Genomic DNA, 11,994 nt, shown 5'->3' with positions numbered 1-11,994 from the left:
ACAACGCGGGTACGCGCGCGCGAAAGGAGTGCTTTTCCGGAAGACGGCCCGTCCGGACCTTGAACAGGCCTCTTCGGGCTTGGGCGGCGGTGCTTGACGGGCCGTTGATCGGCATCCTATGGTCATTTCGCATAGCAGAAGCAAGTTTCCACAATGCGGAAAACGAGAGAAGGACTCCATGAGCCACGCGCTGCGTCATGCCGTGAACTGCTCGATCCTGTTCACCGAGCTGCCGCTGCTGGAGCGGCCGGCGGCTGCCCGGGAGGCCGGGTTCGGGGCGGTCGAGTTCTGGTGGCCGTTCGCCGAGGCGGTACCGGGGGATGCCTCGGTCGACGGGTTTGTGGCGGCGATCCGGGACGCCGAGGTGCAGCTGGTCGGGCTCAACTTCTTCGCCGGGGACATGCCGGGTGGCGACCGCGGGCTGGCGTCGTCGCCCAAGCGGTCGGGGGAGTTCCGGGACAACGTCGACGTGACGGTCGGGATCGGGGAGCGGCTCGGGTGCCGGGCGTTCAACGCGCTCTACGGCAACCGCGAGGACGGAGTGGAGGCCCGGGAGCAGGATGAGCTCGCCGTCGAGAACTTGGCGTTGGCGGCTCGGGCTGCGGAGCGGATCGGTGCGACGGTGCTGGTCGAGCCGGTCAGCGGGGCCGAGCGGTATCCGCTGCGGACGGCCGCCGATGTGCTCGGTGTCATCGATCGGGCGCGGGCGGCGTACGGCGTACAGAATCTCGGGCTGCTGGCGGATCTGTACCACCTCGCGGTCAACGGTGACGACGTCGATCGGGTGATCGCCGAGCACACCGACCGGATCGCGCATGTGCAGATCGCGGATGCGCCCGGGCGCAACGAGCCCGGCACCGGATCGCTACCGCTCGAGGCTCAGCTCGCCGCGCTCGAGGCCAACGGGTATTCCGGGTGGGTCTCGCTGGAGTACAAGCCGGCCACTTCCACCAACGACAGCTTCAGCTGGTTGCCGCTCCAACGCCGCGGCCTGGCTACTTCTTAGGAGATTCGAGATGACGAACATTGCTTTCATCGGGCTGGGCATCATGGGCAACCCGATGGCTGTCCATCTGGCCAACGCCGGACACGTGGTGGCCGGGTTCGACCGGAGCCCGGAGCGGGCGGTCGCGCTGGTCGAGGCCGGTGGCCGGGCGGCCGAGTCGCTGGCCGACGCGGTCAAGGGTGCCGACGTGGTCTGCGTGATGGTGCCGGACTCGCCCGACGTCGAGGCCGTGCTGACCGGCGAGGAGGGCGTCTTCCAGCTGGCCGAGACCGGCACGCTGATCATCGACTTCTCGTCCATCCGCCCGGACGTCACCCAGCGGCTTGCCGAGCAGGCGCGGGCCGTCGGGTTCCGGTTGCTCGACGCACCGGTGTCCGGCGGTGAGGCGGGTGCCCGGAACGCGGCGTTGTCGATCATGGTCGGCGGGGAGGCGGATGACTTCGCCATCGCCAAGCCGCTGTTCGACGCCGTGGGGAAGACCGTCGTGCATGTCGGGCCGAGTGGTTCGGGACAGACGGTTAAGGCCGCTAACCAGTTGATCGTTGCCGCCAATATCCAGGCGGTGTCCGAGGCGCTGGTGTTCCTGGAGGCGTACGGCGTCGACACGAAGGCCGCGCTGGAGGTACTCGGGGGTGGGCTCGCGGGGTCGGCGGTGTTGCAGCAGAAGAAGGAGAACATGTTGTCGCGCTCCTTCCAGCCCGGGTTCCGGATCGATCTGCATCACAAGGACATGGGCATCGTGACGGCCGCGGCTCGCGAGGCCGGCGTCGTCGTACCGCTGGGTGCGCTGGTGGCTCAGCTGGTTGCGTCGGCTCGGGCCAATGGCGACGGCGGGCTGGACCACTCTGCTCTGTTGCGTGGCGTGGAGCGGCTGTCCGGGAAGGACGTGGCCTGATGGCTCGCATGCGCGCGGTCGATGCCGCAGTACTGATCCTGGAGAAGGAAGGTGCGACGCAGGCGTTCGGGCTGCCTGGTGCCGCGATCAATCCGTTCTACAGCGCTCTGAAGAAGCATGGTGGGGTCAAGCACGTCCTGGCGCGTCACGTCGAGGCTGCATCACACATGGCTGAGGGGTACACGCGGGCCGCTTACGGGAACATCGGCGTCTGCATCGGTACGTCGGGTCCCGCCGGCACCGACATGATCACCGGCCTGTACTCCGCTTCGGCCGACTCGATCCCGATCCTGTGCATCACCGGGCAGGCGCCGGTGGCCAAGCTGCACAAGGAGGACTTCCAGGCCGTCGACATCGCCTCGATCGCCGGGCCGGTCGCCAAGTGGGCGGTGACCGTGATGGAGGCGGCGCAGGTGCCGGGGACGTTCCAGCGCGCGTTCTGGTTGATGCGCGAGGGGCGGCCGGGGCCGGTGCTGGTCGACCTGCCGATCGACGTGCAGTTGGCGGAGATCGAGTTCGACATCGACACGTACGAGCCGCTGCCGGTACTACGGCCTGCCGCGACCCGGGCGCAGGCGGAGAAGGCGCTGGGAATGCTCAACGCCGCCGAGCGGCCGCTGATCGTTGCGGGTGGAGGGGTGATCAATGCGGACGCCGCTTCGTTGCTTGTCGAGTTCGCCGAGCTGGTCGGCGTACCGGTTGTGCCGACGTTGATGGGGTGGGGTTCGATTCCGGACGATCATCCGCTGGCGGCCGGCATGGTCGGGTTGCAGACGTCGCATCGGTACGGGAACGCGACGTTGCTGGCGTCGGACTTCGTGCTGGGGATCGGCAATCGGTGGGCGAACCGGCACACCGGGTCGGTCGCGACCTACACCGAGGGCCGCACGATCGTGCACGTCGACATCGAGCCGACGCAGATCGGGCGGGTGCTGGCGCCGGACTACTCGATCGTCTCGGATGCGCGGGCCGCGCTGGAGGTCTTCGTCGAGGTTGCCCGGGAATGGGCGCTCGAGGGGAAGCTGGCCGGGCGCTTCAGCTGGGGTGAGGAGTGCCGCGAACGGCGGGCGACCTTGCAGCGGAAGACGCACTTCGACGTGGTGCCGGTGAAGCCGCAGCGCGTCTACGAAGAGATGAACCGGGCTTTCGGTCCGGAGACGCGCTACGTCAGCACGATCGGCCTGTCCCAGATCCAGGCGGCGCAGTTGTTGCATGTCTACCGGCCGCGGCACTGGATCAACGCCGGCCAGGCCGGTCCGCTGGGTTGGACCGTCCCGGCCGCCCTGGGTGTCGCCGTCGCCGACCCGGACTCGACTGTCGTCGCGTTGTCCGGCGACTACGACTTCCAGTTCCTGATCGAGGAGCTGGCGGTGGGGGCGCAGTTCAACATCCCCTACATCCACGTGGTCGTGAACAACTCCTACCTGGGCCTGATCCGCCAAGCCCAGCGTGGCCTGGAGATGGACTACTGCGTCCAGCTCTCCTTCGAAAACCTCAACAGCCCCGAACTCAACGGCTACGGGGTCGACCACGTGAAGGTCGCCGAGGGCCTGGGCTGCAAGGCCCTCCGGGTCTCCGAACCGGACGAGATCCTGCCCGCCCTGGAACAGGCGAAGAAACTGATCGCCGAGTACCAGGTCCCGGTCGTAGTCGAGGTCATCCTCGAACGAGTCACCAACGTCTCCATGGGTACAGAACTCAACAACATCACCGAGTTCGAGGACCTGGCCACTGCCCCCGGCGATGCCCCCACAGCAATCCTCCGCACCCCACACCTGACCGACCACCCCACCTCCGCCCTCCCCGCACCGGCCGGCTGACGGACCCGAGCGGACGAACGGTGTTTGTTCGGCGGCTGGCCCGCTATAGGTCGCCAGCCGACGAACAACCCGCCAGCCGACAGCTGGCGGGTCCGGTGGAACGCGGTCGGCATGAGTGAAGGAGTGGCTTGGTGTTGGTGGTTGTTGCTTCGGACAAGTTCAAGGGGTCGGTGGGTAGCGACGAGGTTGCTGCTGCGGTCGGCGACGGGCTGCGGCTGGGACGGCCGGAGGTCGAGGTCGACTGGGTGCCGGTGGCTGATGGTGGGGATGGGACGCTGGCCGCTGTTGTTGCTGCGGGGTTTGAGTTGGTGCCGGTTACAGCTGCTGGGCCTACTGGGGAGCCGGTGTTGAGTGGGTATGCGCGGCGCGGGGACACGGCGGTGGTCGAGTTGGCTGACGTGTGTGGGTTGGTGCGGCTGCCTGGCGGTCGGCCGGCTCCGATGACGGCCTCCTCGCGGGGTGTGGGTGAGGTGCTGGCTGCGGCGATCGCGGACGGCTGTAGCCGGGTGATTCTTGGGATCGGCGGTAGTGCGAGTACGGACGGAGGGGCCGGGCTGATCCGCGCACTGGGCGCCCAGGTGCTCGACGCCCGCGGTGAAGAGGTACCGGAGGGTGGTGCCGGGTTGCTCGCCGCGGAGTCGCTGGAGCTAGCCGCAATCCGCGAACGCCTACAGGGAGTCGATCTGGTCATCGCCTGCGACGTCGACAACCCCCTAACCGGCCCAACCGGGGCCGCAGCGACATACGGCCCCCAGAAGGGCGCCACCCCGGGCGATGTCGAAGAGTTGGACAAGGCGATGGCTCACTGGGCCGACTTGGTCACCTCCTCAGTCGGTCGGGATGAACGTGAAGCGGCGGGGGCCGGGGCTGCTGGTGGTGTGGGGTTTGTGGGGGTGGCTGTGTTGGGGGCGGAGTTGCGGGCGGGGATCGGGTTGATGCTGGAACTGGCGGGGTTCGACGAGCGGGTGCGTGGGGCTGACTTGCTGGTGACGGGGGAGGGGAAGTTGGACGAGCAGACGTTGCGGGGGAAGGCGGTGGTGGGGGTGGCAGCGGCTGGGGTGGCTGCCGGCGTACCGGTGGTGGCTGTTTGTGGGGTTAACACGCTGGAGGGGGAGCAGTTGAGGGAGGTGGGGGTTGCGAAGGCGTATGCGCTGAACGACTTGGAGCCTGATGTGCAGCGGTGTATCGCCGATCCGGTGCCGTTGCTGCGAATGCTCGGTGAACGGATCGCGGCCGACCTACGATGAGTTTCAACCGAGAGGGGACCGCATGACCGCGATGGACCTCGTCATCCGGGCCCGCCGGATGGTCAGTACTACGGGCCTGGTGCCCGCCGCCGTGGGCGTGAAGGACGGCCGGATCGTCAGCATCGAGCCATATGACACTGACCTCAACGCTTCCGAGGCGGTTGAGTTGGCTGAGGATGAGGTGTTGTTTCCGGGGCTGGTCGACTCGCATGTGCATGTGAACGACCCGGGGCGTACCGACTGGGAAGGGTTCACCAGTGCGACCCGGGCCGCCGCGGCCGGTGGCGTGACGACGATCATCGACATGCCGCTCAACAGCATCCCGCCGACCTGCGACGTACCGTCGCTGGAGCTCAAGCGGAAGACGGCCCAGAGTCAGGCGTTCGTGGACGTCGGGTTCTGGGGTGGCGCGATCCCGGGGAATGCCGAGCAGTTGAGGCCGCTGCACGAGGCTGGGACGTTCGGGTTCAAGTGTTTTCTGCTGCATTCGGGGGTGGATGAGTTCCCGCCGCTCGACCACGCGCAACTCGAGCAGGCGATGCGGGAGATCAGCTCCTTCGACGGGCTGCTGATCGTGCACGCCGAGGATGCTCACCAGATCGACCACGCTCCCGCGCCGGACGGTGCGAGCTATCTGCGCTTCCTGCACTCCCGCCCACGCGAGGCGGAGAACAAGGCAGTGGCTGAGGTGATCGACCTCGCCCGCCAAACTGGTTGCCGAGTGCACATATTGCACGTCTCCAGCGCCGACGTCCTGCCGCTGTTGGCCGAAGCCCGGCGCGACGGCGTGCCGATCACGGCGGAGACCTGCCCGCACTACCTCACCTTCTCCGCCGAGGAGATCCCCGACGGCGCGACGCAGTACAAGTGCTGCCCACCCATCCGCGAGGCGGCCAACCGCGAGCTGCTTTGGCAAGGACTCCGCGACGGAGTGATCGACCTCGTCGTGTCCGACCACTCGCCGTCGACCATCGACCTCAAGCGACTCGACACCGGCGACTTCGGCGCGGCCTGGGGCGGCATCGCGTCGCTGCAAGTCGGCCTGCCCGCCGTCTGGACCGGCGCGCGAGAGCGCGGATTCACGCTCACCGACGTCGCCCGCTGGATGTGCCAGGCACCGGCCGCGCAAGTCGGTCTGGCGCACAAGGGCCGGCTCGAGGTCGGGTACGACGCGGACTTCTGCGTCTTCGCCCCCGACGAGTCCTTCGTCGTGGACGTCGCCGCGCTCCATCACAAGAACGCGATCACCCCGTACGCCGGACGCCCGCTCGCCGGCGTGGTGCGCAGCACCTGGCTGCGCGGCCGCCCGATCGACATCCACGCCGACCCTCGTGGCCGGCTGCTGACCCGAGGAGACGACGCATGACCTATTACTCCCCGAAGGGCGGGCACCCCGCGCAGACGGAGCTGACCACCGATCGCGCGGTCTTCACCGAGTCGTACGCCGTACTGCCGCGCGGCACGATGCGCGACATCGTCACCAGCCAGCTGCCGTTCTGGGACAACACCAGGCTCTGGGTGATCGCGCGTCCGCTGTCGGGGTTCGCGGAGACGTTCTCGCAGTACATCGTCGAGGTCTCGCCGGGCGGGGGCAGCGACAAGCCGGAGACGGATCCGGGCGCCTCGGCCGTGCTGTTCGTCGTCTCGGGCAACCTGGTGCTGACGGTCGGCGGGGAGAAGCATGAGCTGGCGCCGGGTGGTTATGCGTTCCTACCGCCGAGCTCGGACTGGACGCTGCGCAACACCAGCGACGAGCTCGCGACCTTCCACTTCGTGCGGAAGGCCTACGAGGCGGTCGACGGGATCGACGTACCGGCCGCTTTCGTGACGAACGAGGCTGAGGTCGAGGGCATCGAGATGCCCGGGACCGAGGGGCGGTGGCGGACGCAACGGTTCGTCGATCCGCTGGACGTCCGGTACGACTTCCATGTCAACATCGTCAGCTTCGAGCCGGGTGGGGTGATCCCGTTCCCGGAGACGCACGTGATGGAACACGGCATCTACATCCTCGAAGGCAAGGCCGTGTATCTGCTCAACAAGGACTGGGTCGAGGTCCAGGAGGGCGACTTCCTCTGGCTCCGCGCCTTCTGCCCGCAGGCCTGCTACGCCGGCGGTCCTGGGCCTTTCCGCTACCTCATCTACAAGGACGTGAACCGCCACGCCAAGCTGCCCCGGCTGAGCTGACCCCGGAACCAAACGGTCGTTTGGAGCATCTAACAGCTCGTAGGCCGACTCGAGGGAGCACGAGATGACTGACGAGATCCCCGCCGCGGCGAAAGCGGACGCCGACAGGTTCAAGCACCTTCCGCCCGCGGTGAAACTGGAAGACACCATCGCCACCCACGACCCCGAAGACCCGCCTGCCCCGAACCTGGGCCGGGACCCCGACATCGACTTCATCCTGCGCTACGGCGCCGGGTAACCGCCCACCAGTCACCCGCCGCTGACCACTGCGGCGGGTGACTGCAAGGTGCTTGCAAGGTCTCGGCGGGAACGTGGGGGCATGGGAGCCGGGGTGGTGTGTCGGGTGTTGGGGGAGCTGGCGGTCGAGGTCGACGGGGTTGGGGTCCCGTTGGGTGGGGGATTGTCGCGGCGGTTGGTGGCCGGGCTGGCTACGGGGGACGGGTTTGCGGTGCCCGATGAGGTGCTGGCCGAGTACGTCTGGCGGGACGAGCAGCCGGCGGCCGCCGTACGGGCGTTGCGGGTGATGGTGTGGCGGTTGCGGAGTACGGGGATCGGGGAGTGGATTCGCCGGACGCCAGCTGGGTACGCGCTCGCAGTACCGGTTGAGCAGACGGATCATGGGCAGTTCGTCGCCGCGGTGAATCGTGGGTTGCAGCAGCTGAGGGGCAATGACGCGGTCCGGGCTGAGGGGAGTCTGGAGTCGGCGTTGGCGCTGTGGCGCGGTACGCCGTGGGCGGATCTGGGGGACTCGCCGTTGGTCGTGGGATCGCGAGCGCGGTTGGAGGAGTTGCGGCAGGTCGCCGTGGAGGAGTTGCAGGCGGCTCGGCTGACGCTGGGTGATGTCGCGAGGGCTGTTCCTGCACTACAGCAGGCCGTTGCTGAGAGCCCCTATCGCGAGCGGCGATGGGAACTCCTCGTGCTGGGGCTCTGTCAAGCAGGTCGGCCCGAAAGGGCAATCGCCGAACTCCACCGGGTCCGCAGCCTCCTCGCCGACGGCGTCGGCCTCGACCCCGGCCCATCCCTCTGCGCCTTGGAACACCGCCTCACACCCCGCCACCGAGTCCCGGTGAGAAGCGGCCGCTGGCGCTGACCCCAGCCCCCGGCGTCGAGGGGCGGCACGGCTAATGGGCGGGCGGTGCGCGGTGGGGCGGCGTATGGTCTGGGGGTGTTCGAGTGCCGGGTTCTGGGGCCGGTCGAAGTATTGGTTGACGGGGTTCAGATCGATGTCGGGGGCGCGTTGCCTCGTCGGCTGGTTGCCGCGCTGGCGGCGGCCGGTGGCTCAGCCGTGTCCAACGACCGGCTCGCGGCGGCCATGTGGGACGACAGTCCGCCGCCGAAAGCAGCCGCGGCCATGCAGGCGTACGTCTCGAGACTGCGGGCGGCCCTCGGACCGGAGTACCGGGATCGTCTGGACCGTACGCCGACCGGCTACCGCCTCACCATCGACGAGCTGGACGTACGCCGCTTCGCCGCCCTGATCGAATCGGCGAGATCGAGCAAGCCGCCGACTGCCCGCCGCCAACTCACCGAAGCCCTCGCCCTCTGGCGAGGCGACCCCTACCCCGAACTCCCCGAAGACTCCACAGCAGCCGACCGCAGCCGCCTCCAGGAACTCCGTGAGGTGGCAGCGGAAGAACTCACTGCGGCAAGGCTGGACGACGGGGACGCGATCGGCGCGGTCGTCCAGCTGGAGCAACTGGTCCGAGAGCAGCCGCTGCGCGAACGCCGCTGGGCCCTCCTCGTGCTGGGCCTCTACCGAGCCGACCGCCAAGGAGACGCACTCGCGACCCTGCGCAAGGTCCGCGACCTGCTCGCCGACCAGCTAGGCGTCGACCCCGGCCCCGAGCTGCAGGCCCTAGAGCAGCAGATCCTCGCCCAAGACCCCAGACTGCGCCTAGCCGAGCCGACCCTTGCCACCCCGATCCAGCCGGTACTACGCCCGCTCACCTCCTTCCTGGGGCGCACCGCCGACCTCAAGCAACTCACGGACCGCCTGACCCGCCACCGCCTGGTCACCCTGATCGGCCCGGCCGGCGTGGGCAAGACCCGCCTGGCCGTCGAGTATGTGTCAAGGAACACCCCGGACGACCTCTGGTTCGCCAAGCTGGCCGATGTCTCGGACCCCACCGCACTACCGGCAACCGTGGTGGACGCATTCGGCCTGGTCGCCAGTGGAGACGACCCGACCGCTTTGCTCATCCGCACCATCGGAGCCGGCCCAGGCCTCCTCGTACTGGACAACTGCGAACACCTCGTCGCAGCGGCCGCCTGCTTGGTCTCCGACCTGATCCACGGCTGCCCCCAGCTACGGATCCTCGCAACGAGCCGCGAACCACTAGGCGTCGAAGGCGAGCTCACCCTGCCGGTCAACCCCTTGCCCTGGGCAACCGACACGGACGCGGCCGTGGACCTGCTCGTCGATCGGGTCCAGTCGGTCCGCCCGGGGTGGACGCCATCGGCCACCGAGTTGCCCGCCGCCCGCCGGATCGCGGCCGCGCTCGATGGTCTGCCGCTGGCGATCGAGCTGGCCGCCGCCAGGGCGAGGGTGCTCGGCCTGGGTGAGATCGCCGACCGCCTTGACGACCGGTTCGCTTTGCTCGGGGCAGTGCCGCAGGGCTCGCTGGCCAGCCACGAGACGCTCGAAGCCGCGATCGGCTGGAGTGTCGACCTACTGGATCCCGCGGATCGGGAGTTGCTGGTCAAGCTGTGGGCGTTCGAGGGCGGGTTCACGCTCGAAGCGGCGGAGAGCCTGGGCGTTCGTAGTACCGAGGTGGAGGTACTGGAGTCGCTGTCGGCGTTGGTGACTCGATCCGTCGTGGTCGCCGACACGACGGCTGAACCGACCAGGTACCTGATGTTGGAGAGCATCCGCGCCTACAGCCGCAAGCTCGATCCAGACCCCGACGAGACGCTGAGACTGCAGGCCCGCTGGGTGCATCTGCTGACCGCGCGCTGCGCTGTCGCGATCCGTGAGCACCGGGGCGGCTGGTTCATCCGGCGGATGAACCGCGAGCTGCCGAACGTCCGGGCCGGATTCGCCCACGACCTCGCCCGTGATCCGGCGGCGGCGCTGACCACGGCCGTCGGCCTGGGCGTCTACCTGTACCGGAGCGTGCACCATGCCGAGGCGATCCGGATGCTTCGGGACGCGCTGGATGCCGCGCCGGACGGCCCAGCGATCGACCGTGGCCGGGCGCTCAACTCGCTGACCGCGCTGACCTACTACTCCGGCGATCTGCGCGGCGTCGACGAGTTGGTCGACCAGGTGGTCGCACTGCTCCCGGAGGTGTCGAAGGAATCGCCTCGGGACTACGCGGAGTTGTGCCTGTTCCTCGCTGTCGGTTGCGCGGTCGGCGGCCGGACCGAGTTGACCGCTGACATCGCCGGACGGGTGGAGGAGATCAGCGACGAGTACGGCCTGACAGGACTGGTATCCGCCGCGCGTGCTGTCTACGCCGTCGCCCTGTTGAAGGCGGCCGGTGGGGACGGCGACGGCATCCTGGCGCAGGCGGACTTCATCGAGGAGACGGGGCGCGGCTTCATGCGTGCCTGGGCCACGCTCGCGGTCGCGGAGGCGTTCCTGCTCCACCCCGAGGTGGCGTCGCCTGAGCGGGCGATGGAGAAGGTGCGCGTCTCGCTGGCCAAGTTCCTCGAGCATGAGGACTACCCGTACGCCTTGAACGTGCTGCGGATCGGCGCGCTGGCGATGGTACGGGTCGGGCGGCCTGCTGAGGACGCAGGACGGTTGCTGGCGGCGGTACAGACTCATGCGGCTTTGCTCGGCCTGCGTACCAGGGGACTGGTCAACCCGGCTGAGCCGTGGGTCGAGGACGCCTTCGAAGGCATCGCGGTGCCGGAGGGCCTTGAGCTGTCCTGGAGCGCCATGTTGGCTCTGCTCGCCGGCGACTGACTGCAAGCGGGCTGCAAGGACCTCCGGAGACAGTTGCCCGAGACAGGGAACCCGGAGGGACGATGCTCGACTATCTGACAGGCACCGGCGGTCGCCGGCTGGACTACGTACGGCGTGGGCGGGGTGCGCCGCTGTTGCTGATCCAGGGGATGGGTGCCCATCACGCGATGTGGGGCGAGGAGTTGCTGTCGCTGCTGGAGCCGGAATTCGACATCGTCGCGTACGACCATCGGGGGGTCGGGCGCGGCGACCGGGCGGACGAGGCGTTCAGTACGGCCGACCTGGCCGAGGATGCGGCCGCAGTGATCGCGTCGGTCGGGTGGAGTGACGCACTGGTGTTCGGGATCTCGCTCGGAGGGATGGTGGCGCAGGAACTCGTCCTGCGCCACCCGGAGCTGGTCAGGGCGCTGGCGATCGGCTGTACCTGGGCAGGCGGGCCGGATGGGGTGATGTCCGAGACATCCCGGCGCATGGTCGAGGCCTTCGCGACCAGGGACCCGGACCATGCGACCAAGACGAGCTTCGAGGCCAACTTCTCCCGGCGGTTCGCGGCAGAGACACCGGGACTGCTCGAGACCTACCAGAGCCGCGCACTCTCGGTGAAGGTCCCGGTACCGGTCATACAGATGCAGTGGCAGGCAGCACTCGCCCATGACACCGGCGACAGGCTCGGTACCGTCACCAGGCCGACCACGGTCCTGCACGGTACTGCGGACGCCGGCATCCCAGTAGTGAACGGGCACCGACTGGCCGGCTTGATCCCAGGCGCTCAGTTGGAGCTGTTCGACGGCGCCGGGCACCTGTTCTGGTGGGAGGACCCCGCCCGTGCCGCTGCCGCCCTGACCCAGTTGGAGAGACGCGCGGCTGACCGCAATGACGCACGGGGGTGGACAACCTAGGTAACCTGGCGGGCGCCGCCTGCCGGGCGGCCG

10 protein-coding genes are annotated in these 11,994 nt (G+C 68.6%); all 10 read left to right on the top strand.

Going from position 1 to position 11,994, the window contains the following annotated elements; all coding sequences use genetic code 11:
* Nucleotides 1–178: 178 nt before the first annotated feature.
* On the top strand, nt 179–1,006 hold the full coding sequence (locus ABD768_RS32690; protein ID WP_344847082.1) for a hydroxypyruvate isomerase family protein: 828 nt from the start codon (nt 179–181) through the stop codon (nt 1,004–1,006).
* A gap of 10 nt (nt 1,007–1,016) precedes the next feature.
* Entirely contained in the window at nt 1,017–1,901 is an 885-nt protein-coding gene (locus tag ABD768_RS32685) for a 2-hydroxy-3-oxopropionate reductase (RefSeq protein WP_344847048.1), read from the top strand.
* Nucleotides 1,901–3,721 (top strand): glyoxylate carboligase, encoded by a 1,821-nt coding sequence (gcl, locus tag ABD768_RS32680; RefSeq protein ID WP_344847046.1) that lies wholly within the window; start codon nt 1,901–1,903, stop codon nt 3,719–3,721. Before ABD768_RS32685 ends, gcl begins: the two co-directional genes overlap by 1 nt.
* Before the next feature lie 131 nt (nt 3,722–3,852).
* Nucleotides 3,853–4,968 carry a glycerate kinase gene (locus ABD768_RS32675; protein ID WP_344847044.1) on the top strand — a complete coding sequence of 372 codons (1,116 nt, stop codon included), beginning with the start codon at nt 3,853–3,855 and terminating at the stop codon, nt 4,966–4,968.
* A 22-nt stretch (nt 4,969–4,990) separates the two neighbouring features.
* Nucleotides 4,991–6,334: an allantoinase AllB gene (gene allB, locus ABD768_RS32670; protein WP_344847042.1), complete on the top strand. Its 1,344-nt coding sequence runs from the start codon at nt 4,991–4,993 to the stop codon at nt 6,332–6,334.
* Nucleotides 6,331–7,152, top strand: coding sequence for a bifunctional allantoicase/(S)-ureidoglycine aminohydrolase (locus ABD768_RS32665; RefSeq protein WP_344847040.1), 822 nt, complete (start codon nt 6,331–6,333; stop codon nt 7,150–7,152). Before allB ends, ABD768_RS32665 begins: the two co-directional genes overlap by 4 nt.
* Before the next feature lie 64 nt (nt 7,153–7,216).
* Nucleotides 7,217–7,390 (top strand): hypothetical protein, encoded by a 174-nt coding sequence (locus ABD768_RS32660; protein ID WP_343966109.1) that lies wholly within the window; start codon nt 7,217–7,219, stop codon nt 7,388–7,390.
* Nucleotides 7,391–7,495: 105 nt separating this feature from the next.
* Nucleotides 7,496–8,242 carry an AfsR/SARP family transcriptional regulator gene (locus tag ABD768_RS32655; protein WP_344847038.1) on the top strand — a complete coding sequence of 249 codons (747 nt, stop codon included), beginning with the start codon at nt 7,496–7,498 and terminating at the stop codon, nt 8,240–8,242.
* Nucleotides 8,243–8,317: 75 nt separating this feature from the next.
* On the top strand, nt 8,318–11,062 hold the full coding sequence (locus ABD768_RS32650; protein WP_344847036.1) for an ATP-binding protein: 2,745 nt from the start codon (nt 8,318–8,320) through the stop codon (nt 11,060–11,062).
* Between the two features lie 62 nt (nt 11,063–11,124).
* Nucleotides 11,125–11,961: an alpha/beta fold hydrolase gene (locus ABD768_RS32645; RefSeq protein ID WP_344847034.1), complete on the top strand. Its 837-nt coding sequence runs from the start codon at nt 11,125–11,127 to the stop codon at nt 11,959–11,961.
* Nucleotides 11,962–11,994 lie beyond the last annotated feature (33 nt).

Source organism: Kribbella ginsengisoli, assembly GCF_039537185.1.
Lineage (GTDB): Bacteria > Actinomycetota > Actinomycetes > Propionibacteriales > Kribbellaceae > Kribbella > Kribbella koreensis.
Note: the sequence above shows the minus strand (reverse complement) of the source record. Positions and strands in the feature narration are given on the sequence as shown.

What these genes read in the sequence shown, in the direction of transcription:
- ABD768_RS32690 (WP_344847082.1), top strand. Translation starts at nt 179, where the DNA reads ATGAGCCACGCGCTGCGTCATGCCGTGAACTGCTCGATCCTGTTCACC.
- ABD768_RS32685 (WP_344847048.1), top strand. Translation starts at nt 1,017, where the DNA reads ATGACGAACATTGCTTTCATCGGGCTGGGCATCATGGGCAACCCGATG.
- gcl (WP_344847046.1), top strand. Translation starts at nt 1,901, where the DNA reads ATGGCTCGCATGCGCGCGGTCGATGCCGCAGTACTGATCCTGGAGAAG.
- allB (WP_344847042.1), top strand. Translation starts at nt 4,991, where the DNA reads ATGACCGCGATGGACCTCGTCATCCGGGCCCGCCGGATGGTCAGTACT.
- ABD768_RS32665 (WP_344847040.1), top strand. Translation starts at nt 6,331, where the DNA reads ATGACCTATTACTCCCCGAAGGGCGGGCACCCCGCGCAGACGGAGCTG.
- ABD768_RS32660 (WP_343966109.1), top strand. Translation starts at nt 7,217, where the DNA reads ATGACTGACGAGATCCCCGCCGCGGCGAAAGCGGACGCCGACAGGTTC.
- ABD768_RS32645 (WP_344847034.1), top strand. Translation starts at nt 11,125, where the DNA reads ATGCTCGACTATCTGACAGGCACCGGCGGTCGCCGGCTGGACTACGTA.